Source organism: Anaerolineales bacterium (assembly GCA_022866145.1).
Classification (GTDB): domain Bacteria; phylum Chloroflexota; class Anaerolineae; order Anaerolineales; family E44-bin32; genus PFL42.
This window is the reverse complement of sequence record JALHUE010000246.1, coordinates 1-25,761: the sequence shown is the minus strand read 5'-3', so window position 1 is coordinate 25,761 and position 25,761 is coordinate 1. Positions and strand designations below refer to the sequence as shown.

The following is a 25,761-nucleotide window of genomic DNA, read 5'->3' as shown; positions in this document are numbered from 1 at the left end:
TGCTGGTGGTCGCCCTGCTTATAGCTGCTTGCGCGCCGGGAGCCGCCCCAACAACGGCGCCCGAAGTGGCTCCGCCCGGGCCGCTGCCCCAGCCAACGGCGCCGGAAGCGGCCCCCCCGGCTGAACCCGCCGCATCCGAATCCTCGTCCGCCACCCCCACCGCGCGGGCGGGGCTGGAAGCGACCGATCCCACGACCGTCGCCCTGGGCGCCGGGAAGCCTGTGCTGCTCGAGTTCTTCGCCTTCTGGTGACCGACCTGCCAGCGCATGGCGCCCGTCGTGCACGGGCTTGAGCAGAAATACGGCGACCAGATCGACTTCGTCTATCTCGACATCGACGACCCGCGCAACGATGTCTTCAAGCAGCAGTTTGGCTACCGGGTGCAGCCGCACATCTTCCTGCTGGACGGCTCGGGGGAGATCATCCAGCAGTGGGTGGGGCTGGTGAGTGCGCAGGAGTTGGAGGCCGCACTACTGGCCGCCGCTCCCTAGAGGGCACGGCCCGTCATCCCTTTCGCTTTGGATGGATTCCCGCGTGGTCTGATTGCGGGAGTAGCCGGCCGGTCGGCGTCTGGCGAGTATCTGCAGCCAGGCGCGGGCCGGCCGGACATGCTCATCCCTCGATGCTCCCGGCTGCGACAGCTCTCCACACGCCAGGCGAACAGCAAGCATCCTCCCGGTTGACAGACTGGATGACAGGGTCAGCGCGGCGTCCCATCTCGGCTCGGCTGACAACGCGCCAACGCGGCGTCGAGGCCCAGCGAGGGGCGGTGCCGCAGCGCGTTCGCTTGCCCTGCCACATGCAGTCGGGTATTCTGAGCGGCGTCAGCGGCCTCGCCCGAGTCCACTGTCCGACAGCGATCCGCGGGGCCGTGGCGACGGAAGACCGGATGACCAGCGGGCGCGATCATCGGAGGGCCCGGCCGCCGCTTGCCAGGTTGAGGAGACGAAGGAATGGGTGGATCTGAACCAGCTCGGCCGAGCCGACTGCCCCTCACCGGCGATCTGCACCTGCCTGAGCTGCTCTCGTTGGTCATCGCGATCGGCACGGCGATCGCATCTGCCGCCGGCTGGCTGTTCTCTTCCAGTCTGTACCCTACGCCCGAGTCGCTGCAGTCGTTTGTCGCCAACGATCTGGTCAACCTCTTCCTCGGCTTGCCAATCCTCCTGGTCGCGATGGCTCTGACGCGACGCGGCAGGCTGATCGGACTGCTGTTCTGGCCGGGAGCGCTGCTCTATGTGCTCTACAACTACATCGCCTATCTTGTGGGGGTCCCGCCCGGCCCGGCGTCTGTGGCGTATGGGGGGCTGATCGTGCTCAGCCTGTGCGCGCTGGCCGTGCTCCTCAGCCGCATCAATGGGGCGGCCGTTCAGAATCGGATCGAGGGCGCTGTCTTCGAGCGGCTCAGCGGCGGGGCGCTGGTCGTGTTTGGCGTCCTGGTGGGGCTGCGCGCATTGGGTGTGATCACCAGCGCCCTGGTGAACGCGCTCCCGATCCCGGCGACGGAGCTGGGCGTGCTGGTTGCCGACCTGATCTTGAGCGTTGCCTGGATTGCCGTCGGGATCCAGCTTTGGCGGCGAAGACCGCTTGGCTACTCGCTCGGGGCAGGGCTGCTGTTCCTGGCCAGTATGCTGTTCGTCGGGCTGATCGCCTATCTCCTGCTGCAGCCGCTCCTGGCCAACGTGCCGTTGGCGTTGGCGGATGTGCTCGTCGTCTCCCTGATGGGCCTGATCGGCTTCGGGCCCTTGGCGCTGTTCGCGCGCGGTGTTGCCCGAAGCGATCGCGACCGCTGATTCCGGACTGGGGGAGCGCCCGGCCCACGAAGCCCGGCGCGGCGCCCTTCGCCAGGCCGGGCACGCTCCTTCACCGCATGCATCCGTCGGGACCCGGCTGACCTTGCCTCGGGCGAGTGACGATCGGGGGGTTGGGTCCTCCCGGGGCTGAGAGACCACTGGGGATTGGCATTCCCCTTTGCCTGCAGGAACTTGGCTCCGGCAGAAGCACAGGTCCCAAGTTGAGGGCATACCGCCCGCCAAGCCCTGGCGCGGCAGGCGCGCAGTGCCAGCATGAGGGCAGCCAAGACCGGCGCGCAGCCAACCCCCGCGAGAATCTCCGGGCCCAAGCCGATCGGCATCCAAGAGCGCCCGCCTGCGCGTGATGGAGAGGTCTGTGGAGGCTCTACACCGGAGCAACCGCTTCGTGGCCCGGTGGAGGCGTCTTGGAGCCGTGAGTGAAAGTTCCCCACGGACAATTCCGGGCATTTCCTCTCACGACAGCCGATCGGTGCCGGAGGTCAGGCAACCCGCCGCCGGGGTGTCGGCAGCGATTTCCTCGTTGTCGATCACCGTACGTGGGGTCATCACCCTCGAGGCGTCCTACGGCTGCGTCTCAAGGAGTCCCCGAAGCCCCATGCCCAGCGATGGTGCTCTCGTCGTCAGCAGCAGGCGTGTGGGGAAGCCTGGGATCGGCCCGATCGCTTGCCGTACTTCGGCTGCGTGATTGCCGATGAATCAACAGCAGCTGCTGGCGCTGCGGAGGCTTCGCCGGACCGAAAAGGCATGTGGGGAGCGAGATAGCTCGGGGGCGGTCGAGCTGGGCGGCGGGCGAGGGAAGGCTTTCCAGGCGAGGTCATGACACGACTCCCTGGACGAGAGGCAGTCGGACGATGCGATCCTCGGCGATGGAGAGCTCCGCCGCCAGCATAACCTCGACGGCCCGCCGTCCGTCCATGCCGCCGACCCGGGGCTGGTGGTCGTTCAGGATGCAGCCGAAGAAGTGCTCCATCTCCTGCTTCACCGCCCCGACATACTCCCCATCCATCTTCGGCCAGTGCCGGGTATCAGGCAGCTTCCAGCCGTCACGGGTGCAGGCGACCAGGTTCATCGGAGTGAAGTTGAGGTTGAGCACGCCCTCGGTGCCCAGGACATTCATGCACACGTCGCCGAACCCGCCCCAGCTCGCCGGGGTGTTCCACCCTGCCCATCCCTCCGGCAGGCACCAACCCACCTCCTGAATACCGAGCGCCCCGTCCGCGAACTCGAGTGTGATCCAGGCGCTGTCGAAGGTGTGCAGCTCATCCCACACCCTGCCGCGCACGGCACGGGCGACCACCGAGCGCACGGGCTGGGGGTGGTACCACAGCATCTGATCGATATCGTGCACGCCGATGTAGGTGACCGGGCTGACCCTGCCGCCGAGCCGGCGCGCCTCGGAAATGGGGGCCACCCGCCGGGCGTAGGCCGAGAGAAACCGGCCGATCTCCCCTTCCCGGATAGCGCTCTCGATCATGGCGTAGTTGATCTCGAAGCGAAGGAGATGGCCCATCATCAGCTTGACCCGGTGATGGGCGCAGGCCTCCAGAATGCGGTCGGCGTCCGCCAGCGACGTAGCCAGGGGCTTCTCCATGAAGATGTGGCATCCGTGGGCCGCGGCCGCCAGGGCGGGTTCGCAGTGGGAGTCTTCAGGGGTGGCGATGATCACGGCAGCTGGCTTCTCTCGGGCAAGCATCTGCTCGATGCTGGTGTAAGCCTTGCAGCCCAATGCCTGGGCGAGTGCTTGGGCGTGGTCGAGGTCCGTGTCTGCCGCGCCGACACAGCGCGCGTAGCCTAGCTGTGAGGCGGTGCGCGCCAGTACGCCTCCCATGAACCCTGAGCCGATGACGCCGTACGACACCTGTTCCATTCAAGTAGCCTTTGCCAGCCACTTCACCGACTGACGCCAGAATTGGCCGTAGTACTGCCAGGGCTGGAAATAGGCCGCCCAGTGGGGCGAACAATCCGTGGAGAAGGCCATGGCGCGCCCCTTGCCGAACTCCCAGACGACGACCAGGGGATTCTCGTCCTCGCCCTCGCCGATTGTGGCCAGTACGCTTGACCCTTCCTTGGGGAGAATCCGGTTGAAGCCTTCGAAGACCGGACAGTCCGCCCACGGGATCCCCTTCAGGATCGGGTGCTCGGGCTGTCGGATCGCAACGTGCACGCCCTCTGGCGTCTCGACTCGGTCATCCAGTCCCTTGAGGCACGTGACCGGCAGGGCCTGCTCGACGGGCGTGTCGTAGTAGCCTCCGTGACCGAACCGCCCGCTGAACGACGTCCACCCGCCGATCATCAACAGGCCGCCGCCGTTGCGGGTGTACTCCCGGATCGCCTTCAAACGATTGGTGCGAGGCAACTCCGCCCCGGGGATCCAGAAGGGGTACAAGGCCAGGACCTCGCATTCGATGTCGCTGAGAATCAGCACGTCGTACTCGGAGAGACCTTCGACGGTGCGGGGAAAATCGGCGATCGCCACATCGGGGCTCATATGCAAGACCTCGATCCCGCCCTCGGTCAGGGCGTCAATCAGCGGCTTCCCCCATACATGCGTTGAGAAACCCTTCACCTCGACATTGAAAGGCGAGGCAACGAAGATCGGGCCGATCTTGGCTGCCGCATCACCTGCGTAGAGAACCTTCATTGTCTGTACTCCTTTCGTGATTGAACGAGCGTGAGATTGCCAACCGTTCGCGGCGGAGTGCTGTGCCGGCACCGATGCGCCTCCGCCTCCTGCAGGGTTAGACCTCGAAGCCCAACTCGCTGTATCGGCCAAGCTTGTCAAGCGCAAGCTGGACGAATGGATGCAGCGCTTCGGCGAACGCGTGATGCTCCTGCCCGGCGAGGCGCCAGGCGCCGATGGCCTCTTTGAACCGGCCGAGCTTCTCGTAGACACCGCCCAGACGGTACAGGATTTCGGCGTCATTGCTGGTTGTGGGCCGGCCCACACCGTGGTTCTTCGGATAGTCCAAGGCCTGCCGGTAGTCTTGAGCTGCCTCCTCCAGCCGTTCTGCCCTCATGTGGGCCTCCGCCCGCAGGCAGAGCGCTCGAACGTACGCATGGTGGAAGCTCTGATCCATTTCAAGTGGACCGAACGTCTCCGTCGCAAGAATTCGCAGCACCTCCTCATGCATGTCGAGGTCCACCATCATGGAGAGCATCCGCTTGCGGACATCCTCGCGGGGTGGATCGAGCCGGCGAATGGCCGAGAGGAGCTCGCGGCGCTCTGCGCCGAGGTCCTGTTCGCGGCAGATGTTGTCCAGGATCAGATAGAGATCCTGGTTGGCGGGATTCAGCCGTAGCGCTTGCTGGATCAGCCCGATCGCCCGCGCAGGGTCGTGCTGCACATTCCAGGCGTGCATACCCAGATTGCGCAGGAGGACGTCAGAGTCCCCAAGCTGGCCCCGGGCTTCCTCCCACAGGCGGGCCGCGTCGGCATGGCGCTGGTAGGCGTAGTAGAAGTTGCCCAGGTAGTACTTGACCTTCGCATGCGGGGAGGGGAGCTGCAGGTGATGGAGCAGGGCGACGATCTCCCACAGCCGGCTGGGGAAGACCAGGTCAGGCTCGCCCTGGTCCGCGACCTCGGACCAGCGGCGCGACAGATCGTGATCGCCAACGGCGGCCGCCACGAAGGCTGCGAGATAGGCGCACATGGGATTGTTCCAGAGCCCGGCCGCCTCTGTCAGGAGAACTAACGCGTCCTGGTACAGGCCGTGATCCAGGTAGAAGCATGCCAGGTCCAGATGGTACTGGCGATCGTCGGCCAGCAAGCGCTCCAACGTCCGGGTGCTGGATTTGCCCGCCGAAGGATCCAGCCGGCCGGCCTCGTGAAGCGCGGGAAGGCAGAGGGGATCGGCCGAGAGGATGGAGCGCAAGGCTGAGCTGGCGGCGTCCGTCTCGCCTGCACAGCGAAGCGCGATGGCCAGGAGCAGGGTGTCCTGGTCGGAGTGGCCGTCCTCCGCGCCGGCATGTCGCAGCAAGGTGACGGCGTCTTGCCAGCAGCCGTCCAGCAGGGCGACACCAGCCAGCCCGCGCTGAGCTGGCGACCAGAGTGGGTTATCCCGCGGAACACCGGCAAAGTGAGCTGCCGCGCCCCGCGGATCTCCGAGGTACCGGCAGATCAGGCCAAGGTAGTACTGGGCCTCAGTTGCGCTGCCCTTGGCTGCTGCGTCGAGATGCTGTCGGGCCGAATCGAAGTCGGCTGCGCGGAGCATCATCAGCCCCAGCCGGAGATGGGCCGGAGCATAGTCGCCATCGACACTCAACGCTCGGCGGTATGCCTCGAGGGCCTGCAGCCGGTTGTCCAGTTTCTGGTGTTCAAGCCCTTGGCGGAAGCAGCCGTCGGGGCCGTCGTCGGCGACCTCCTGCGAGGCAGGCGCAAGCTCGATGGGGACGGCACTTCGGTCATGGTCGAACTCGAGCAGGACCTCGCCAGCCGCGTCTGCGATTCGCAAGGAGAGCGGGCGATCAGCCAGCAAACGCGGTTCGATCGCGATCGTCTTCGACCACGGCCTCTCCGGGGCGCATGTGACCTTCTCGTCGACAAGCACTTGGCCGGGAAGCCCGACGGTCAGACGCAGATCCTGCATAGGGCGCGCCGGGCACAGGCCGACGACCAGGTCCATGCGGTCGTCGGCGCCCGGCGTCACGGCCAGCCGGGCCCCGGCTTCGGGGCTGGCGCAGGTCAGGCCGCCCAGCCCGCGCAGCGGAATCCACCATTCGCGCCAAGCCCGGGTCCCGCCTGGAGACATGAACTCGAAATCGAGCTGGGTCTCCATGGCCCCGCATTGGGTTTCGGCGTAGAGTGATCCATCGTCGGTCAGCGCCGTCTGATTGACAACTCCGACGGGGGATCGCCCCCAGGACCACAGCTTCATCCCCGCCACGTCCCTGGCGTCGGCGTAGTGGGCGTAGCCGGTGTTGCTGGCGTGCTGCCAGGCGCCGAAGAAGTCGGCGGCCACCTCCCGGCCGAAGATGGACACCTGGGCGAGCATGTCCTTCTCCCAGCGGAAGCTGACCGGGGCGTGCATCCGCCCCGCCGGCCACATCGGCACGCCCTCCATCCCTGGCAGGCCGGGTTGGCCGGCGATCAGGTCCAGGCGGGCAATCGGCCAGGAAGCGGTTCCGGCGAATTCGTACGAGCGGACCCGCCGCAGGGGGTAGATGAATTCAGTCCGATCATCCGATAGCGTTGAGGCATTCGTCCAATAGTGGTAGCGACCGGGAAGCGGAGTGGGATTGGAGAGGCGGACATCTTGAGCGACAGCACAGCGGTCCGGGAACAGGCTGAGGCTGACGGTCCAGCGCAGGCCGGACATGTGCTCGATTCCGCCGATATGGATCGAAGCGCTGCCATCGGCCTGCTCTGTCATAGCCCAGTTGACCGGGCTGACCGTCGTTGGGGCGTGCGCCACTGGGAAACTGAACTCGAGGCCGCCGGAGAAGAAGGCGCCGCGGATGGCCAGCGGCGAGAACCGGATCACCGAGTTCTTGTAGAACACTTCCCGCCCGGCGATCTTGTCGTAGAGCGAAACCACCCGGCCCCCCAATTCGGGAAGGACGGTCAGCCTCAGGTAGCGGTTCTCAAGCTCGAGGGTGCGGTAGCGCGTATCGGTCGGCGAGGAGGCGATCTCATCCTGGAGGGTGTAAGGGTAGATGTGCGCCACCCCATACTGCGAATGGAAGACCGGATTCCGGTTCTCTCCCAAAAGGCGATAGGTGGGGAGTGTCAACTCGCCGCGGCGGCACTCGACCTTCGCCGGCTCGCTCTTGGAATCTGCCACAGTGCTTCTCCAGCGCCGATCGCAAGGACCGGACTAGCGGAAGGTGATCGAAGTTGACAGTCCTTCGGTCAGCCATCGCCGCAGCGTAATTGCCAGGATCAACGGTGGGATCAAGCCCAGGGTGATGGCGACGGAGATCAGGGTATAGCTGGCGTCGGGATTGCCGGCGATGGATGAAATGATGACCGGCCCGGTCTGCGAGTCGATCGACTGGGTCAGGAAGCGGGCGAAGAGGAACTCGTTGTAGGAGGTCATGAAGGCGAAGGCGGCCGCGGCCACGAAGCCGGGAAGGGCGATCGGCACGACCACGCGTGTCAAAGCCTGCAGCGTGTTGCAGCCATCGATGGCGGCAGCATCTTCGAAGTCCCGGGGAATGCCGTTGAAGTACGATGTGAGAAACCAGATGGTGAAGGGGAGGGTTAGCGCCATGTAGACAAGGATGAGCGAAATGTGGGTATCGAGGAGCCCCAGGGTTTGGATGATGACATAGTACGGGATGGCCACGGCCATCACAGGCAGCAGGCGGCTGGCCAAGATGAAGTTCAGCGTCGCCTTCTTGCCGCGAAAGTGCGAACGGGAAAAGGTGTAGGCGGCCACGGAACCGATCACCAGATTGACGGCCATCACCGAGGTCGCAACGATGAAGCTGTTCTTGAGGGCAGCCGGAATCAGGCGCGCTTCCTGGGAGATTCGGCTGCGCAGCTGGCCCTTGACCTCATAGGAGGTGGGGATCTTCCCGGTGAATACGTAGTTGTAGTTGTCAAGCGTCGGGTTCTGCGGAATGATGCGTGGCGGGTGGCGCAGCAGCTCGTTCTCGCCCTGGATGCTGGCCACGGCGACCCATACCAGCGGCCCGACGATGAAGATGATCAGCAGCAGCGCCAGAGCGTTGAGGAAGATCGTCTCGGCCCTGCGGGTGATTTTCTGATTCATGGTGCCCTATCTCTCCCTGCCGCTACGAGGTGGCATCTTCCGGTTTCAGGGCTCGCAGGTAGAACATGATCAAGACCAGCGTGACGGCGGCGATCAAGATCGCCAGGGCGATGCCGTGCCCAAGGTTGAGGCCCTTGAAGATCTCGGCGTAGGCGAACCAACTGATGAGCGCGGTCGCGTTGGCGGGACCTCCGCCGGTCATCACGTAGATCGTGTCGAAGGTCAGAATGGCCGTCATGGTTTCGTAGACGATGACGATCAAGAAGACGGGGCGCAGCAGCGGTACTTTGACGTACCGGAAAATGCTCCAGGCCCCGCCGCCGTCGATCTTGGCGGCCTCGTAGTACTCGTTGGGAATCAGCTGCAGCCCCGCCAGGAAGAAGATCGCCACCAGCGGACCCTCTTTCCAGATGAACGCCATGATCAGGCTGAGCTTGGCCAGGGTGGGGTCGGCCAGGAAGGGGATGTAGCTGTCGATGAGGCCGAGGGCATAGAGTATTCCGTTGAGGATGCCGAAGTCGGCGTTGAGGATCCATTTCCACAGCAGGCCGCTGACTACAGCCGGCAGGGCCCAGGGGAGCAGGATGACGATCGTCAGGGCGCCCGCCAACCGCACGCGGGAATTCAGCAGCAGCGCAATTCCGAGCCCGTAGAGGAGCACTCCGGTGACGACGGCCAGGGCGTAGATGGCGGTGATCTGGACCGAGTTCTTGAAGTAGGAGCTCGTCACCACCTCGACGAAATTGCCCAGTCCGACAAAGGCGTGGTCATTGGGCCGCGTGAGCAAGTACTGGAAGAAGCTCATGCGAACGGCATGAATGATCGGATAGATGGCGAACAAGGCGATGACCAGCAGGACCGGGAGGATCGAGAGGTACGGATACACTTGTTGGCCGAGCTGCATTCCGCGGCGCTTCTTGGCTGGTGCCGGATAGGATGCCATCCCTGCCCACCTCCGCTTCCGTGCTGAAACGAAGGATGGAGGGCAACCTGCTCGGAGTACAGTGGTTGCCCTCCATCCGTGGCACGCTTCGGTTACTGTGCGGCTAGCCTATTCCATTCTGCTTCCATATTGCCGAGTGTGTCCATCGTGCTCTGCTGGCCGAGAATGGCCTTGTGGATTTCTGCCCGGGTGAAGACGTCCCAAGCTCCGAACCATGGCGTCAGGCCTTCCTTGGCCCGCGCCAACTCGGCTTGCGCGGCGATCATGTCCACATCTCCCCACTTGCCAAAGGCCTCTTGCACATCGGGGTCTTGGAACAGTGGGAGTTGGGCGAAACCGAGCCCGTTCTCGACGGCCCAGCGCTTGACGACGGTGTAGGTGCCATCGGTCTTTCCGCCGAAGTACTCGAGGAACTTCCACGAGCAGGCAAGGGCTGCATCGCCCATCTCTGCCGCCTTGGGGCTCATGGCGTAGAACCGGACGTAGCCGACCGTGGCGTGGCTGTCACCGGGCATCAGCGCGATCTTGAACTTGCCGGCGAACTCCCCGCTGTCGGGCTTGTTCAGCTCCGCCATGTTGTACTGAGGCAGGATGGTGAAGGTATGGGCGCCGGACTGCATGCTCTTGACCTGGTCGATCTCGGCGGTCGCCAGGCTGGCGGGATCGAGGAGGCCGGCGTCATAGGCTTTCCTCAGCCATTCGATCGCCTCGTAGGCGGAGCTGCCTTCGGAGTTGAACGTCGGCTTATTGGCGGCGTCAAACAGAGCGGCCTCACCGGTGTGGCGGCCGTAGATCATGGAGATCATGGCCTCGATCGAGGCGCCTTCTGACTGCGAGAAGGCCAGGATCATCGGGTATTCGGTGATTCCCTGCTCCTTGAGCGCCACCGACATGTCCCACAGGTCCTGCCAGGATTGAGGCGCGGCGTCGAACCCTGCCGCCTTGAGCTGGTCTTCGTTGTAGACGAAGTCGATCGTATCAGCGTAGTAGGACAGGCCATACACGTTGTCGTTGTAGGTCATTCCCTGAAGGGCGTACGGGGCCAGCTCACCACTGTAGTCGGTGACCTGGGGGAACGGCTCGTTGAGCGGAGCCAGCCAGTCGGCCGAAGCCCATTCTTGCAGCCAGTGGTCCGACCCGTACAGCAGCGGCGGGGGGTCGCCGGCGGCGAACCGTCCGACCATCGTGTCATGGTAATCCAGCCACGAGTAGTCCTTGAGGTTGATCTGGCACTCGGGGTTGGCTGCCTGGAAGTTGTTGATGTTGTCCTGAATCGTCTCGAGTCCGTAGGACCAGACCACGAAATCGAGCGCGGTCGGGGCAGCGGCTTCGCCCCCCGCCGGCGCGGCAGCTGTCGGTTCGGCCGGTTGGGCAGGCTCAGCCTCGGGCGGAGCCGCGGCGGGAGCCCCGCAGCCTCCAACCAACGCGGCGATCGTCAGGGCTGCGAGCAACAGGAAGAGCAGGCTTGGGAGTCTCTTGGGTGTCATGTGGGTTCTCTCCATTCTCTTGATGTCGTGACTATGCTGTCGAAACGACTAAGGCGGCTCTGCACGGTTCTCTCTAGAGATCCACCTCCCTCTCTTCAGGCAGGGTTCGACCCGGCTTCACGGTTCAGGCTCGCCGGGGAAGAGGCGCAGATCGTTGGCGGGATAGGGACGAGCCTCTTGGCTGAGGAGCGTACGGCTCGTATCCAGGGTGGGTGCAGGAGTTTCCCACGTTGGCGGGGTCGGCGCAATTCGACAAGGGGCGATGTCGCTCCTCGCGACAGTCACTCGATCGAGCGAAAGTCGACTAACTTAGTTAGGTTTACAAATTCATCTCATGATAGAGCATTCCTGGTTCCTTGTCAACTTGCAGGGGCGAGCACGACGTTTTTCGGCCGAACTCTTGCCCATGCCCGAGCAGCTGTAGCCCCCGGCGGCTCACTTGACAGCTTGTCGATTTGCCGTACACTGGTCTTAAGAAAGCGGCTTAACTATCTGGGCTCCCAGGCAGGCGGTAGGCGAGGATGGAGAAGGCGACCCAGGGCAGAACCCGAGTCCACAACACGCGGCTGGTGCTGCGGACGATTTACTCGGGTGGCCCGGTCAGCCGCGCCGATGTTGCCCGGACCACGCGGCTCACGCCGCCGACGATTTCCGACGTGGTCTCCGATCTGATCGGCCGGGGCCTGGTCGAGGAGGTCGGCCTGGCACCCTCCCTCGGCGGCCGGCGAGCCATCCTGCTCAGCGTGGTGGACGATGCCCGTCAGCTGATCGGGATTGACCTGTCGCGGCGGGATTTCCGCGGGGTGTTGGCCAATCTACGGGGCACGATCCACCATCGGATCGAGCTCCCGCTGGATGGCCGAGACGGCGAAGCGGCACTCGCTCTGGTTTTTGAACTGACCGATGCCTTGCTGGCGGCGGCAAGCAAGCCCATCCTGGGCATTGGCATCGGTGCGCCTGGGCTGGTGGATTCGGCGAAGGGGATCCTGCGGCAGTCGGTCAACCTCAACTGGCGCTACGTCCCCTTTCGTGAGCTGCTCGAAGAACGCTATCACCTGCCGGTCTACATGGCCAACGACTGCCAGCTCTCGGCCCTGGCCGCCTACACCTACCAGGACAACCGTCAGGATCAGATGCCGCTTGTCGTGATCAACGTCGGCTGGGGTGTCGGCGCCGGGATCGTGATTCACGGTGAGCTCTTGCACGGCGATCCCGTGGGGGCGGGCGAGATCGGGCATGTGGTGGTTGAAGAGGGTGGCCAGCTTTGCGCCTGCGGCAACCACGGCTGCCTGGAGACGGTCGCCAGTACCCGTGCCATCACCTCCCGCGCCCGGGCGGCGCTCGAAGCGAATCCCGATTCCTCGCTGCATCACTTTGTCGGCAACCCGGAGGAGATCACCCTGGACACGCTGCTGATGGGGTATCAGGCGGGAAACGAGCCCATCCGCACGGTGATCCGCGAGGCCGGCCGCGCTCTGGGGATCGCGGCTTCCCACCTCGTGGGTGTGTTGGGGAGCTGCAAGATCCTGGTGGGCGGATGTGGGGATCTGTTGGGCCAATTCCTGCTCGAGTCGATGCAAGACGAACTGGAGAAGCGGACGCTCCCCGCCCTGGCGAGGGCAACTGAGCTGGGCGTCGTGGAGACAGGATCCGACATGGTGGTGCTGGGGGCATCGGCCCTAATCCTCCAACGCGAGCTGGGGCTCCTCTAGGTCTAGGGGTGAGGGTTGAGACCGGCACAGGTGAACCACACCCGCGAGCTTGAGGCGTGCCTGTCGGTACACGCGACCGAAGGGCTGGGTCCACCCTCACCGGCTGTCGGCTGGGACGTGCCTGTTCAGCTGCGCACCCCAGTGGGAGGCCTCGCGCTGCGATGAGTGATCTGACCTTCAGCTCGTGGTCGCTCCCCACCGCCGAACTCGGGGAACCCAGTCCACTCCCGCCGATCCGGCGAAGACCGATCCCGGTCATTGGTCGGTCAGGAGAAACCCTCCCGGCTGACCTGGCGGAGCGCTTCTCCTACGGCCATGTGAGCAGCATGCTGCCGTACGCCATGCAGCAGGCATATTCGCGGAATCGCGGCCCGCAAGCGCACCCGGTCGCTGTGCTGGAGAATCGGTCGCTCAGGGCCGTCTTTCTGCTCGACTACGGTGGAAGGCTGTGGTCTCTGCTCCATAAGCCTTCGCAGACCGAGCTGCTGGCACAGTCGTCCGCCATCACCTTCTGCAACCTCGGATTGCGGAACGCATGGTTCCGGGGCGGGGTCGAGTGGAACGTCGGAACGATCGGACATTCCCCCCTGACCTGCTCACCCATGTATGCCGCCCGGCTGCAGGACGCACACGGCAATCCCGTGCTGCGGCTGTACGAGTGGGAGCGGCTCCGCCAGGTCGTCGTGCAGATCGATGTGTACCTACCCGATGAGTCGGCGGTGCTCCTGGTGCGCCCCCGGATCATCAACCCGGGCGAGCAGTCGATACCCATGTACTGGTGGTCCAACATCGCTGTGCCTCAAACCCCGGGTATGCGCGTTCTTGTCCCGGCGGATGCCGTGTACGTCATGGGTCAGGCAGGAGAAGGCCTGCGGCGCAGGCCGGTCCCGTGCTCGTCGGGCGTGGACCTCACCTTTCCCTCCAACTGGCCGCAGGCGGCCGACCTGTTCTTCGACCTGCGACCAGAGGGGCTGCCGTGGATCGGTGCGGTTTCATCCGAGGGCGTGGGGATCTTCCATGCCTCTCAGGAGAAGATGCCAGGCCGGAAGCTGTGGGTGTGGGGCGACTCTCGCGCCGGCAGGAATTGGCAGGAATTCCTCGCCCCGAATGAGAAACCGTATGTTGAGATCCAGGCCGGCCTGACCCGCACGCAGCTTGAACATTTTCCGCTGGCGGCGGGGGAAGCCCGGTCATGGGTCGAGGCCTACGGCCGGCTCGAGATGGACCCGGCACTCGCGCTTGGAGATGAGTGGGGAGCGGCCTGCGCCCATGCGGCCCACCAGATCAGGCAGCAGCTCTCCTCCCCGTCGCTGTCGGCCGCCGATGGCATTCTCGGTGAACTGGCCGACACCGCGCCCGAGGCTGTGATCCACCGTGGGGCTGGGTGGGGGGCGCTGGAGCGCCGGCGCCGGGAGCTGGGGGGGCACCCCGATCTGCGAACACCAGGTGTGGTCTTCGATCCTGCGGCCCTGGGCGACGATCAGCGGCCCTGGATCACTCTCTTGGCCTCGGGGACGTTCCCAGCCGCCCCGCCGGAACTCGCGCCACGCGCCTTCGTCGCCGGCGCCGACTGGGAGAGGCTCCTAGAACGCTCGCTTGAGCCCCATGGGGAAGGGCCGTGGAACGCCTGGCTGCACTTGGGGATCATGAGGAGATTCTCCGGCGACGATGCGGGAGCCGAAGCCGCCTGGGAGCGGTCGCTGGCGGAGTGTTGGACTCCCTGGGCGGCGCGCAATCTGGCGGTGATGAAGTGGGAACGAGGCCAACTGCAGCTGGCTGTGGCGCTGATGCTGGAGGCCTGCCGGGCCGTCCCGGATCAGATCGAGCTGCTCGTCGAGTGCGGATCGCTGCTGATCGAAGCGGGACGGCCCGGGGATTGGCTGGACCTGCTGGCGGAACTGGCAACACCGATCCATGCCCATGGTCGTATCCGGCTGCTGCAGGCACAGGCGGCGGCTGCCACCGGCCAGCTAGCGGTCGTTGCGGAGTTCTTTCAGAACCGGATTGTCCCTGACGACTTGAGAGAGGGGGAAACTTCTCTCGCCGATCTGTGGGCTGCCTACCAGGAGCTTCAACTGCGGTCCGAAAGGCCATCGGCCCAAGGGGTGGAGTTGGGGCCGCAGGACAGGCAGACGGGTCCGATTCCGGTCGACCTGGAGTATGTCATCCGGTAGGCGTCTCTTTTCCGGGGTAGCGCCGAACCCATCCAACCGCAGCCTGGCAGGAACCGGAATGAAGCCAGCAACAGAGCGGGGAGGGTCCAAACGCCGACCGGGGGAGCCAGTGACGGTGCGGACACCGGCGGAGGGTGAGTCTTTTGAGGCGAACCCAGACGCTTTGCCGGGTGTGCTGCCCCCGTCGTCGGGCGAAAGGAGTGGAGGGTGGACATGAGGGAGGCATTCAGGTTGATCGCCCCGAGGTTCGTCCCGCCCCTGGATGATGGCTTCCGCCCTGCGGTCCTGGCGAATCGAGCGTTCCTGGAGGAGGTCGATGCAGCGGGCGGTGGGGTTCCCTTGATCCTTGGGTTGGAGCGAGACGGCGGTGCCATCTCCCGGATGGACACCCGTGTGCTCCCGGCGGGACACGCACGCGCCCAGGCCAACCTGGCGTACGCTGAGAGGCTGCTCAAGTTCCTGCTCTGGCAGAAGGGCGGCTGGCGAGTGTATGTTGGGGGGGCGGCCGCGATCGGAGAGCACCTTCGATCCTGCTACGCCCCAGGCGGTTCGCGGGCCTTCGACTGTCAGTTCATGGGCGAAGACGTCTACGAACAGGATTTCAACGTGGTCACCTGCGAGCCGGGAGCGGTTCCGCCAGAACGAGAGGGGGATCGGCCGCTCGGCAGACACCTGGAGGGATGCCGTATCGGTTTCGATCTGGGGGCCTCCGACCGGAAGGTTTCGGCGGTGGTGGACGGTCAGGTCGTGTACAGCGAAGAAGTCGTCTGGGATCCTAGAAACCAGGACGACCCGAGCTATCACTACCGCGAAATCATGAACGCCTTGCAGGCCGCTTCGGTGAAGATGCCGCGCGTCGACGCCATTGGCGGAAGTGCGGCAGGGATTTACATCAACAACCAGGTGCGCATTGCCTCGCTCTTCCGAGGTGTCCCGAAGGAGCGCTATGGGGAAGTGCGCAACTTATTCCTGCGCCTGGGCGACGAACTGGGTGTCCCGCTGGAGATCGTCAACGATGGCGATGTGACGGCCCTGGCCGGATCGATGTCCCTAGACGACAATCCGGTGCTGGGGATCGCCATGGGTTCAAGCGAGGCAGGGGGCTTCGTCAACCGGGAGGGGAACATCACCGGATGGCTGAACGAACTGGCCTTTGCACCGGTGGACTACTCGCCGGGCGCGGCGGTGGATGAGTGGTCCGGGGACACCGGGGTGGGCGCGCTCTACTTCTCTCAGCAGTGTGTTTTCAGACTGGCGCCGCGGGTCGGGATCGAGGTCCCGAGGAGCCTGGACAAGGCGGCTCAGCTGGAGCATGTGCAGGAGCTGCTTGAAAGAGGGTCGGAAGGAGCGGAGCAAATCTGGAGGACCATCGGCGTCTACCTTGGGTATTCGGTCGCTCACTACGCCGATTTCTACGACCTGAAGCATGTGCTGATCCTGGGACGGTGCACATCCGGCAAGGGCGGCGGGTTGATCCTGGGAATGGCCCAGGAGGTCTTGGCTTCAGAATTCCCCGAGCTGGCCTCTCGCATCCACCTTCAATTGCCGGACGAGCGCAGCCGGAGAGTAGGCCAGTCGATCGCGGCGGCCAGTCTGCCGTCCACTGGATAGGGGGTTGCTGTCATGCGCTTTCACCTGGACACGGCCGAGATCTTCGTTCCGGATGGTCTGCCCGCCGATGCCGCTCTGGAGCGAACGACCCATCTCGGCGTTGGAGCCCATCAGGATGATCTCGAGATCATGGCCTTGCACGGGATCCTGGAATGCTTCCAGCGGGAGGATCGTTGGTTTTCCGGCGTCGTCGTAACCGACGGAAGCGGGTCGCCCCGCGATGGGGCCTACCGGGACTATACGGACGAGCAGATGCGGTCCGTCCGTCGCACGGAGCAGACGAAGGCGGCCGTGGTCGGAGAGTACGCGGCGCAGGTCCTCCTCGACCATCCCAGCGGGGCGGTGAAAGACCCCGCCGGCCTCGGGGTTGTGGAGGATCTGCGAAGGGTGCTGGCAGCCAGCCTCCCCCAGATCGTCTACACCCACAACCTGGCAGACAAGCATGACACGCATGTCGCTGTCGCCTTGCGGGTGGTTGAAGCCTTGCGCGGCTTGAAGCCCGTCGAACGCCCGCAGCGGCTGTATGGCTGCGAGGTGTGGAGGGACCTAGATTGGCTGAGCGACTCGGAGAAAGTGGCCTTCGACGTCTCGCCGCACGAGAATCTGCAGGCAGCCTTGCTCGGGGTCTTCGACTCGCAGATCGCCGGCGGCAAGCGCTATGATCTTGCGACCCTGGGCAGGCGGCGGGCGAACGCCACCTACCACGCCTCGCACGGGGTCGATCTGACCACCGGGACGATCTTCGCCATGGATCTCACGCCCTTGATCGTGAACCCGGACCTTCGGCCGGGGGACTTCATTCAGCACTTCATCGATGGGTTCCGTAAGGAGATCGGCGATCGCTTGCTTCGGTTGGGAGACCCCCCGAGGTGAGCCTCAAATCGGAGATCCTTGATCAGCCGGCGGTGCTGACTCGCCTGCTGGCGAGGCGCATGGACGATGTGCGGCGCATGGCGCAGGAGGTTGCACGGCGAGAGGTCGATTTTGTGCTGCTCGCCGCGCGCGGCACCTCGGATCATGCCGGGCTGTATGCCAAGTATCTGTGGGGGATCCGCAATCGGATACCTGTGGCCCTGGCCGCGCCCTCCATGTTTAGTGTGTACCAATCACCTCCGGTGCTGAAGCGGGCGCTGGTGGTCGGTATTTCCCAATCCGGCCAGTCGCCGGATATCGTCAGGGTCGTGCAGGAAGGCCGCCGGCAGGGAGCGGTGACCCTGGCTATCACCGACGACCCCTCTTCGCCTCTGGCGGCGACCGCGGATTGGGTGGTCTTCACCGAAACCGGAACGGAACGGTCAGTTGCGGCCACGAAAACCTACACCGCCCAACTCATGGCGATCGCCATGCTCTCGGTCGGATTGCGGCCGGGAGGCGAGGGGGAGCGCGAGCTGGAACTTGTGCCGGATTGGGTCAGCCAGGCCCTGCTGCTGGATCCGATGGTCGAGCAGGCCGCTGCCCGCTACCTGGACATGACGAAGTGCGTCGTGCTGGGTAGAGGCTTCAACTATGCCACGGCGCACGAGTGGTCTCTGAAGCTGAAGGAGCTCGCCTATGTCATGGCGGCGCCCTACTCCTCGGCGGACTTCCTCCATGGCCCGGTGGCTCTGGTGGAGCGAGGCTTCCCGGTTCTGGCCATCGCGCCGGATGGGGCCGTACTGCCAGACCTGCTTGGCGTTCTGCGGGAACTTGTGCACGCGCGGGAAGTGGACCTGCTGGTGATCTCGAATCAGCCTGAGGCGCTCGGGCTGGCAAAGGCTCCGCTGGCCATCCCGGCGGGGGTGCCGGAATGGCTGAGTCCGTTCGTGGCCATCGTGCCGGCTCAGCTCTTCAGCTACCATCTGGCGGAGCAGAGAGGCCTGGATGTCGAGCACCCTCGAGGGCTGCAGAAAGTGACCAAGACTTGGTAGCCGGGGCAGGGACGGCCGGGCAGGGAGGTGAGGCAGGTCCGGCGATCCTGATCATGGCGGCCGGGATCGGCCGCCGCTACGGCGGGCTCAAGCAGGTTGCGCCAGTTGGCCCGGCGGGCGAGATCATCCTGGACTACTCGGTCTTCGACGCCCAGGCCGCCGGTTTCGAGAGGGTGGTGTTCGTCGTGAGTGAGGCGGTCGAGGAAGCACTGCGGCCGAGAATGCAGGCGAGCCTTGCCCGCGGCTGCCAGATCGAGTACGTCCTCCAGACGCTGATGCCCTTGCTGGGGGCAGGGCCCATTCCCCACGGGCGCCGCAAGCCGTGGGGGACAGGCCATGCAGTCCTGACCTGTCGGGACTGCATTTCCACGCCTTTCGCCGTCATCAATGCCGACGATTTCTACGGACGGGGATCGTTCACCACACTGATGGCCTACTTGAGGCGGGCCCACGATCGAGATGGCCTGCTCGATCTGAGCATGGTGGGATTTCCGCTGGAGAACACGCTGACTGAGCACGGACAGGTTTCGCGCGGGGTGTGTGTTGTCGATCGGGACGGATACCTTGTCGAAGTCAGGGAACGCGCCAGAATTGAGACTGGCAAAGGCGGGGTAGGCTTTCTGGACGAAGGCGGCCGCTGGACTCCCATCCCTCCCGGCGGCCTGGCGTCGATGAACATGTGGGGGTTCACGCCCGGGATCTTCCCCAAGCTTCAGGAGGCCTTCGGCGAGTTCCTCGAATTGGCGCGCGGCGATCCAACCGAGACGGAGTTCCTTCTGCCGGACGCAATCAACCAGTTGCTTGTGCGGCAGCAGGCGACGGTGAAGGTGCTGAGCAGCCCTGAGCCTTGGTACGGGTTGACCTACCAGGCCGATGCCCCGCGCGCCCGCAAGCGAATCGCGGCCTTGGTAGATGCCGGGGTGTACCCCCGGCGCTTGTGGGATTGAAGGATGGAGCCGGACCTGCAGGCCATCGGGCGCCGGTTTGCGATCAGCGGCGAGTTTGTCTCGGGAGGCCCCTACGGGATGGGGCACATCAATGACACGTATGCTGCCGTCTACCGGCAGGACGCTGTCGAAAGACGCTTCATCTTCCAGCGCATCAACCACAACGTCTTCAAGCACCCCGAGGGCTTGATGGCCAACATCGTCGCCGTCACCTCCCACCTGAGCCGCAAGATCCAGGCCTCCGGGGGAGATCCTCTTCGGGAGACGTTGACGCTGATTCCTGCTGTGGATGGGAGATCGCATTGCCGCACCGCGGCAGGCGACTACTGGCGGGTCTACGTGTTCATTGAAGGCGCCAGGACGTACGAAGCGGTCGAGAACCTTGAGCATGTCTCATCGGCGGGAAGGGCCTTCGGCAGGTTCCAGCAGCTGTTGAGTGATTTCCCGGCCGACGAGCTGATTGAAACCATCCCGGACTTCCACCACACCGGGAAGCGGTTCGTAGACTTCACAAGAGCCCTCGAGGAGGATGTCAAGCACCGGGCGGACTCCGCGCGACCCGAAATCGAATTCGTCCTGCAGCGAAGCGACAGCATGAACATCCTTGTGGACCTGCTGGCGGCCGGAAGGCTGAAGCAACGCATTACCCACAACGATACCAAGTTCAACAACGTGATGATTGATGACCGCAACGGGGAGGGCGTGTGCATTATCGATCTGGACACGGTCATGCCTGGCCTGTCCCTGTATGATTTCGGTGATTCCATCCGCTCCCTGGCCAACACCGGGGCCGAGGATGAACCCGACCTTTCCCGAGTCGAGTTCGACATCGGGATCTTCGAGCTGTACACCCGAGGTTACCTGGAAGCCACCCGCGGCTTGCTCCAACAGGAGGAGGTCGATCTGCTTCCGTTCGCCGCACAACTGATGACCCTGGAATGCGGCATGCGCTTCCTGGCGGACTATTTGCAGGGGGATATCTACTTCAAGACGCACGCCCCGGACCACAATCTCCTCCGCTGCCGGACGCAATTCAAGATGGTGCAAGGCATGGAGGCGGCGGCGGACCGGATGGCGGCGATCGTCCAGCGCTGGGCGCAAGAGTAGGTAGCTGCGGAGTTCCGCGGACGGACCGGCAAACCGCCCTTCTCCGGCCGGCACCCCGCAGGATCGGCGGAACCTCCTAGGTATCTTCAAGGCGCTTCTCAGGCAGGCCGGTCTGCCGGAGATCCGGCTCCATGACCTGGGGCTCGCGGCTGGAAGCCGGCCCACCCGACCGGGGCGGCCTGGGCGGCTTGTGGGCTGCCTGCTTTCCGAGGAGCGCAGTATGGCTGGGCAACTCGATCCGGCCTAGGCCGGACCGCTGCCTGACCGCACCCCAACCCCAGACCCGCCGTCGGAAGATCGAGGGGCGGCCCCGGGGAGCCCTATCCCCCCTCAATCACCCGGCGGGCGATCACCATGCGCTGAACCTCGCTGGTGCCCTCGCCGATCGTCATCAGGCGGGCGTCGCGGTACATGCGCTCGACCGGGTACTCCTGAGAGTAGCCGTAGCTGCCCAGGATCTGGATGGCGTTGCGGGCCACGGCCTCGCTGGTTTCGGAGGCGAGCAGCTTGGCCATCGCCGCCTGCTTGCTGTAGGGGAGTTGTTGACCCTTCAACCAGGCTGCCTGCCAGGTAAGCAGTCGGGCGGCCTCGATCTGCGTTGCGGCGTCGGCCAGCATCCACTGGATGGCTTCATGCTGGGCCAGCGTCTTGCCGAATGCCGTCCGCTCCCGGGCATAGCGAACCGCTTCCTCGAGCGCCGCCCGGGCAATCCCCACGGACAGGGCGGCGATGCCGACGCGCCCTCCGTCGAGAACCTGCAGCGTCTGGCTGAGGCCGGCACCCGGCTCGCCCAGGACCTGATCCATGGGCACCCGGACGTCCTCATAGGTCAGGGCATGGGTTGGGGAGGCGCGCACGCCCATCTTCTTCTCGGCAGGGTGGACATGCAATCCGGGTGAGGCTCGGGGCACAAGGATCAAGCTGAAGGACCTGGAGCCGGCATCCGCATGGGTGCGGCACAGGGTGATGATCACGGACGCCGCCGCAGCGTTGGTGATCCAGGCTTTGCTGCCGTGGATCACCCATTCGCCTGCCTCCTGGCGGGCGGAGGTCTGGATGCCGGCCAGGTCGGAGCCGGCGCCGGGTTCGGTAAGGGCCAGAGCGCCCAAGCCGGGTTCGCCCCGCGCCAGGCCGGGCAGCCAGTGTCCCTTCTGGGCCGGCGTGCCGAACAAGGCGATCGGCGCACAGCCGAGGGCGTTGTGGGCGGCGACCGTGAGCGCCGTACCCCCGCAGCCCCAGCCCAGCTCCTCGATCGCCAGAGCGCTGCTGACGGCATCGACTCCCGCTCCGCCCAGGGACTCGGGGATCGCCATCCCCAGCAGCCCGAGCGGTGTCATGGCGCGCACGGCCTCCACGTTCATCTCTGCCCGGGCGTCAAATTCGGCGGCCGTCGGTCGCAGCCGATCGGCACAGAACTGATGCACGGCTTGCTGCCACATCCGATGCTCTTCGGTCAGATGGAAATCCATGCCTACTCCCCGATGGATGGGCCGGCGGCGGACCAGTCGATGGTTGAAAGGGCATCCGCCTCAGGCGGCTGGTGAGCGGTCCCGGCTGATGGGGTCCGGCCCCCGTCGGCCGAGACTGCGCGTCGTCTTGCTAGGAGCCCTGCTCATCTTGCTGCAGGCTTCCGTCCCCGGCCAGGATCAGCGGAGGGCCATGCGGGAGTACCAGTACCACAGCATATCCCGCGTCGGTTTTCCGTTGACCGAGGCGGACTTGTCCTGCAAGGCAGCCGTGGGATTGTAGCGCCGAGCGAAGAACCCGGTGATCTCCGGACGCGGATAAGCGTCTAGCAGTACTGCGTTGAAGGCGTTGGCTTGTTCCCCCAGATCCACCGCCACTGAGGCCGCGCCCTCCCCGCCGGCGTCAAACGCCGACGGCGGCAGACAGTCGCCGCCGGTGGGCACGCAGCCCGTGGCGCCGCCCTCGGCGGAAAGATACTCGACGCTGAGCACCAGCGGCTTGACGGCAAGGGCGGGCGTCGAGAGCAGGCTGCCGTCGACCAGGACCTTAACCGTGGCGGCCATCTGTTCCGGTGTCATTCCACCAGCCGGGCCGAGCGATGGGTGGAAGTACACATGGACCTCGTCCACGGCCTCCAGGAACTCCGGGGGTGTCTGCAGCCTCCGACCCAGCTCCAGCTCGAAGGCGATCCGGCCAGGGTAGATGGTGCGAACCTCTCCGATCAGGGCCCGCCAGCGCAGGTCGGCATCCGCCGGTGCGCCCGAAGGCGAGCCATCGGGCAGGCTGCCGGAGGGGAGCGATGGCGCCACCTCCGGTCCACCCAGCACGAGCTTGGCTGCCCCGGCCTCGGCTGCCACCCGGGCATAGGTCAGCACGAAGGAGCGGTACATTTCGAACCACACCGTCCACCAGGCGCCATCGCGCGGGGAAGCGGCCCACCACCCGGGAGCATCCTCGCCGGGCGCCCGCAGCACGGGATGCAGGATCGGCTGCATCCCCTGGCGTGTGGCTTCGGCCATCGCCGCCTTCAGTTCCTGCTGGAACGGCCCAAGCCCGGGCTCGAACCCGAGCACGGGGGTCGGGGAGGCGGCCTGCATCGCCCAGGCCGGCGTGAAGATCACAGCATTCGACCCGATGCTGGCGAGCTCGGCGAGGGCCTGGGGCAGGGAGGCGGCCCAGCTGAGGTCATAGATCGGAGCCAGCTCGACGCCGGCCTGCAGCCCGGGCCGCGGCACAAGGTCCGGGGCAACGACCGTGACTTCGGCTGGCGGCGCCGGATACCATGCCCAGGCGGTGACCGAGTCCGCCCGGTCCTGCCGCCCGTCCGCCGGCAATGCCTGGCGCGCCGACGGCTCGCCCGGCGGCACTTCAGCGGCGCTGCCGCACTGCAGATTGCGGCAGTAGCGGTAGGTGAGGGGGAAGTCGAAGTCCAGCGGGCCGAGCAGGCTGAGCTGCCAGCTGCCGGGGCCGCTGGCGGCCATCGGCAGGGGCTCAAACCAGGTGAAGGGATTCAACTGCAGGCTGATCTGCTCGGCCGGGGGGGTCACGTCCGGGACGGTGACCTGGAACACCAGCGGGCCTTTGCCGCCGCTGTCCCAGCGGCTGACGGTGTCGGACAGGGTCACATCGTGATCCGGCAGAATCACCTGACGCGTGTAGAACGCACCGGCAGGCGTTCGCTCGGAACTCCACAGGCCGTCCCCGAGGGTGTACTTGTAGCGCAAGTCCATGCCGCTGTACAGCGCTTGCAGCAGCAGGGCATGGGTGGGATCGACCTGAACCATCGTTGGGCTCGAGCTGGCCAGGCTCCCGACGCCGCCCTCCAGGTCGGTGAACGCATGTCCCAGCTGCAAGGCGCTGCCGGCGACCCTTAAGGGCTGAGTAGTGAAAGTTCCCTCTGGCAGAGTCACTTCGAAAGCCACCTGGATCGGCATCGCCGGTTGCAGGCCGAGCTCGGCGGGTGTGGCGCTCTCGGCGGCGATGATCGCCCCCTGCTGGGCGGGCAGGTAGGCTCCATTCAAGCTGCTGACGACCAGGGTGTGCAGTCCGGGGACCAGCCCATCCAGACGGAACGCGCCCTCGCCATCGCTGAAAGTGCGCATCCCCCCGGCGGAGACCTGGATCTCGGGGAGCGGCTGGCCAGTCGAGGCATCCGTCAGGCGGCCTACCAGGCGGCCGGTGTCCCCGCCGAAGGGCGCATCCTGCCAGGCAGCGATCACGTCCTCAACCAGCGTGTCGCCGTGTACGAAGGCCCGCCGGTGCGAGACCGGCTCGCCGGCGCTGGTGTACTCGTCGGAAGGGGCGGGCAGCGTGCGGGCGTACCGATAGTCGATGACCGATCCCGAAGCCAGGCTCAAGGACGCCTGCCAGCTTCCGTCCCCCATCGACTCCATCGCGGTCACCTGGCTGTTGTAAGCGAAGCCAGTGACTGGATCCATCACCTGCAGCAGCAGGCCGCTGTCCGTGGCCGTGCCGGCCGGGGCCACAACCCGAAAGACCACCTGCGACAGCCCAGGGGCGGAGGCGGCAGCCGTCGGCGAGTCAGCAGGAGCCTGGACCGCAGGCGCGAGCCCACACCCGGCGGCCAGGAAGGCAACCAGCAAAAGGATGGAGGCAGTGCGTCGTTGTGTCGGGGTCATGCTCCACTTCCCAGGTGAGATGCCAACTGCAGGCACACTTCGGCGTTCGGGATGCGCCGGACAGCGATCCGCCATCCCCGGCCGCTCATCGGGCGGACCCACAGCCGCCCGCGCTCGAGTGTAACAGAAGCAACCTCAGCCCATGCTAGCGTTTCTTTGCCATACTGCATCCCGTTCCGGTTGAGCTCGAGAGGACCGAAGTGCAGCGGCGCGCCGGTGTTGAAGGCCTGGCGATACTCTTCGAGCAGCCTGGGGTAGGTGCGGACCTTGATGGTGCTCACCAGATGGTCTGCCCCGGACAGCACAGCCGGCAGGCGGATGCTTCGGCCGCTATGGGACAGCAGCTCGATCGTCAGGCGGGGCGTGCTCAACATGGGGATGAGATAGTGGATGGCTGAAGTGTAGATGCCTGAGACCGCCGTCCAGGGTACATGGGTGCGCTCCCGGCGTCCCTCGATCAACAGACCGGTGCGCAGCTCGTGGACTGCTCGGCCGGAGGCGCCGAAGGCGTTGAACGTCAGCCAGAGCGACAGGACCACAACGGCCGTTGCGGCTGCGAACCACGGCGCCGACCAGGGCCAGACGACCACCGGCCCGTAGTGGAGCACAGCCAGTCCCCAGCGCCATAAGCCGATCACGGCCAGGATCGCGGCCACAATCCAGGCTGCGAGGGCGATGCCCCAGAGCAGGGTTCGGTAAGCGGGCGGCGGCCGGTAGGTGCGCAAGATCCCGGCCGGGACGGGGGCTGGAGATGGGCGTGCCTGGGCGGGGGGCTGGGCCATGCTGCGAGTCGTCAAGCGACCGACCAGGCGCCCACGATCAGCGCCAGCAGATAGGCTGCGGCGGCGATGCCTGCCGCCTGGAAGGCCGGGCCGCGGCGCGGCATCGGCGAGAAGGCCGCACCCACACCCAGGCCGAGTCCGTAGGTAGCCAGGACGAGGGCGAGATGCAAAGCCAGAACTCTTGCGCCTGCGTCTGTCAGCGGGATGGCGGCCACTGCTAGCGCCAGCGCCACCGATGCCATCAGACGGCCGGCGGCGGCCAGCTTGGGGGCGCGGTTGGGGATCACCTCAGGAATGATCGGCGCGTTCGGATCGCCGCCGCCGAACTCCGCCGTCCCATACAGCAGCCGGTACAACATGAATTGGTTCCAGGCAGTGATCATCAGCAGGATGCGCACGATGGCCGCCGCCAGCTGCTCCGGCCAGGAGTTGCCAATCAGGGCCACCAGGATGTCGGG

General features: G+C 65.5%; 20 protein-coding genes. 10 read left to right on the top strand and 10 right to left on the bottom strand.

The window, feature by feature from the left end; translation table 11 throughout:
- The 3 genes from MUO23_07825 to MUO23_07815 all read left to right on the top strand — a co-directional run.
- Positions 1–251: hypothetical protein (locus tag MUO23_07825; protein ID MCJ7512863.1), on the top strand; the 251-nt coding region annotated here is incomplete at its 5' end.
- Positions 252–266: 15 nt separating this feature from the next.
- Positions 267–491, top strand: a complete 225-nt coding sequence (locus MUO23_07820) for a hypothetical protein (GenBank protein MCJ7512862.1) — start codon at positions 267–269, stop codon at positions 489–491.
- Between the two features lie 462 nt (positions 492–953).
- On the top strand, positions 954–1,793 hold the full coding sequence (locus MUO23_07815) for a hypothetical protein (GenBank protein ID MCJ7512861.1): 840 nt from the start codon (positions 954–956) through the stop codon (positions 1,791–1,793).
- Between the two features lie 835 nt (positions 1,794–2,628).
- Here the strand turns inward: MUO23_07815 and MUO23_07810 are convergent.
- The 6 genes from MUO23_07810 to MUO23_07785 all read right to left on the bottom strand — a co-directional run bounded on the left by MUO23_07810 (position 2,629) and on the right by MUO23_07785 (position 10,957).
- Entirely contained in the window at positions 2,629–3,681 is a 1,053-nt protein-coding gene (locus tag MUO23_07810; GenBank protein ID MCJ7512860.1) for a Gfo/Idh/MocA family oxidoreductase, read from the bottom strand.
- Positions 3,682–4,455: a glutamine amidotransferase gene (locus tag MUO23_07805; protein MCJ7512859.1), complete on the bottom strand. Its 774-nt coding sequence runs from the start codon at positions 4,453–4,455 to the stop codon at positions 3,682–3,684. It abuts the gene before it with no gap.
- A gap of 97 nt (positions 4,456–4,552) precedes the next feature.
- Complete coding sequence (locus MUO23_07800) at positions 4,553–7,594, bottom strand: DUF5107 domain-containing protein (protein ID MCJ7512858.1); 3,042 nt, start codon at positions 7,592–7,594, stop codon at positions 4,553–4,555.
- A gap of 33 nt (positions 7,595–7,627) precedes the next feature.
- Entirely contained in the window at positions 7,628–8,527 is a 900-nt protein-coding gene (locus MUO23_07795; protein MCJ7512857.1) for a carbohydrate ABC transporter permease, read from the bottom strand.
- Between the two features lie 22 nt (positions 8,528–8,549).
- Positions 8,550–9,470, bottom strand: a complete 921-nt coding sequence (locus MUO23_07790; GenBank protein MCJ7512856.1) for a sugar ABC transporter permease — start codon at positions 9,468–9,470, stop codon at positions 8,550–8,552.
- Between the two features lie 92 nt (positions 9,471–9,562).
- Positions 9,563–10,957, bottom strand: coding sequence for an extracellular solute-binding protein (locus MUO23_07785; protein MCJ7512855.1), 1,395 nt, complete (start codon positions 10,955–10,957; stop codon positions 9,563–9,565).
- Positions 10,958–11,478: 521 nt separating this feature from the next.
- On the opposite strand from MUO23_07785, the gene MUO23_07780 reads away from it, so the two are divergent.
- The 7 genes from MUO23_07780 (at position 11,479) to MUO23_07750 (ending at position 20,415) form a co-directional block, all read left to right on the top strand.
- A complete protein-coding gene (locus MUO23_07780; GenBank protein ID MCJ7512854.1) occupies positions 11,479–12,669 on the top strand; it encodes an ROK family transcriptional regulator in 1,191 nt (396 codons plus the stop codon).
- A 161-nt stretch (positions 12,670–12,830) separates the two neighbouring features.
- Positions 12,831–14,843, top strand: coding sequence for a DUF5107 domain-containing protein (locus tag MUO23_07775; GenBank protein ID MCJ7512853.1), 2,013 nt, complete (start codon positions 12,831–12,833; stop codon positions 14,841–14,843).
- A gap of 213 nt (positions 14,844–15,056) precedes the next feature.
- On the top strand, positions 15,057–16,454 hold the full coding sequence (locus MUO23_07770) for an ROK family protein (protein MCJ7512852.1): 1,398 nt from the start codon (positions 15,057–15,059) through the stop codon (positions 16,452–16,454).
- Between the two features lie 12 nt (positions 16,455–16,466).
- Positions 16,467–17,327: a PIG-L family deacetylase gene (locus MUO23_07765; protein MCJ7512851.1), complete on the top strand. Its 861-nt coding sequence runs from the start codon at positions 16,467–16,469 to the stop codon at positions 17,325–17,327.
- Positions 17,324–18,361, top strand: coding sequence for an SIS domain-containing protein (locus MUO23_07760; protein MCJ7512850.1), 1,038 nt, complete (start codon positions 17,324–17,326; stop codon positions 18,359–18,361). The genes MUO23_07765 and MUO23_07760 overlap by 4 nt, the downstream gene beginning before the upstream one ends.
- Complete coding sequence (locus tag MUO23_07755; protein MCJ7512849.1) at positions 18,355–19,308, top strand: NTP transferase domain-containing protein; 954 nt, start codon at positions 18,355–18,357, stop codon at positions 19,306–19,308. The genes MUO23_07760 and MUO23_07755 overlap by 7 nt, the downstream gene beginning before the upstream one ends.
- Positions 19,309–19,311: 3 nt before the next feature.
- A complete protein-coding gene (locus MUO23_07750; GenBank protein MCJ7512848.1) occupies positions 19,312–20,415 on the top strand; it encodes an aminoglycoside phosphotransferase family protein in 1,104 nt (367 codons plus the stop codon).
- A gap of 320 nt (positions 20,416–20,735) precedes the next feature.
- On the opposite strand, the gene MUO23_07745 is transcribed toward MUO23_07750, so the two are convergent.
- From MUO23_07745 to MUO23_07730, 4 genes are all read right to left on the bottom strand, one after another.
- Positions 20,736–21,884, bottom strand: coding sequence for an acyl-CoA dehydrogenase family protein (locus MUO23_07745; GenBank protein MCJ7512847.1), 1,149 nt, complete (start codon positions 21,882–21,884; stop codon positions 20,736–20,738).
- Positions 21,885–22,061: 177 nt separating this feature from the next.
- Positions 22,062–24,521, bottom strand: a complete 2,460-nt coding sequence (locus MUO23_07740; GenBank protein ID MCJ7512846.1) for a hypothetical protein — start codon at positions 24,519–24,521, stop codon at positions 22,062–22,064.
- Positions 24,518–25,303 (bottom strand): hypothetical protein, encoded by a 786-nt coding sequence (locus tag MUO23_07735; GenBank protein ID MCJ7512845.1) that lies wholly within the window; start codon positions 25,301–25,303, stop codon positions 24,518–24,520. The genes MUO23_07740 and MUO23_07735 overlap by 4 nt, the downstream gene beginning before the upstream one ends.
- An 11-nt stretch (positions 25,304–25,314) precedes the next feature.
- Positions 25,315–25,761: hypothetical protein (locus tag MUO23_07730; protein MCJ7512844.1), on the bottom strand; the 447-nt coding region annotated here is incomplete at its 5' end.

Coding starts and splice junctions, on each gene's coding strand:
- MUO23_07805 (MCJ7512859.1), bottom strand. CDS start 4,455: ATGAAGGTTCTCTACGCAGGTGATGCGGCAGCCAAGATCGGCCCGATC.
- MUO23_07790 (MCJ7512856.1), bottom strand. CDS start 9,470: ATGGCATCCTATCCGGCACCAGCCAAGAAGCGCCGCGGAATGCAGCTC.
- MUO23_07780 (MCJ7512854.1), top strand. CDS start 11,479: ATGGAGAAGGCGACCCAGGGCAGAACCCGAGTCCACAACACGCGGCTG.
- MUO23_07745 (MCJ7512847.1), bottom strand. CDS start 21,884: ATGGATTTCCATCTGACCGAAGAGCATCGGATGTGGCAGCAAGCCGTG.
- MUO23_07765 (MCJ7512851.1), top strand. CDS start 16,467: ATGCGCTTTCACCTGGACACGGCCGAGATCTTCGTTCCGGATGGTCTG.
- MUO23_07740 (MCJ7512846.1), bottom strand. CDS start 24,521: ATGACCCCGACACAACGACGCACTGCCTCCATCCTTTTGCTGGTTGCC.
- MUO23_07810 (MCJ7512860.1), bottom strand. CDS start 3,681: ATGGAACAGGTGTCGTACGGCGTCATCGGCTCAGGGTTCATGGGAGGC.
- MUO23_07735 (MCJ7512845.1), bottom strand. CDS start 25,303: ATGGCCCAGCCCCCCGCCCAGGCACGCCCATCTCCAGCCCCCGTCCCG.
- MUO23_07815 (MCJ7512861.1), top strand. CDS start 954: ATGGGTGGATCTGAACCAGCTCGGCCGAGCCGACTGCCCCTCACCGGC.
- MUO23_07820 (MCJ7512862.1), top strand. CDS start 267: ATGGCGCCCGTCGTGCACGGGCTTGAGCAGAAATACGGCGACCAGATC.
- MUO23_07770 (MCJ7512852.1), top strand. CDS start 15,057: ATGAGGGAGGCATTCAGGTTGATCGCCCCGAGGTTCGTCCCGCCCCTG.
- MUO23_07795 (MCJ7512857.1), bottom strand. CDS start 8,527: ATGAATCAGAAAATCACCCGCAGGGCCGAGACGATCTTCCTCAACGCT.
- MUO23_07750 (MCJ7512848.1), top strand. CDS start 19,312: ATGGAGCCGGACCTGCAGGCCATCGGGCGCCGGTTTGCGATCAGCGGC.
- MUO23_07785 (MCJ7512855.1), bottom strand. CDS start 10,957: ATGACACCCAAGAGACTCCCAAGCCTGCTCTTCCTGTTGCTCGCAGCC.
- MUO23_07775 (MCJ7512853.1), top strand. CDS start 12,831: ATGAGTGATCTGACCTTCAGCTCGTGGTCGCTCCCCACCGCCGAACTC.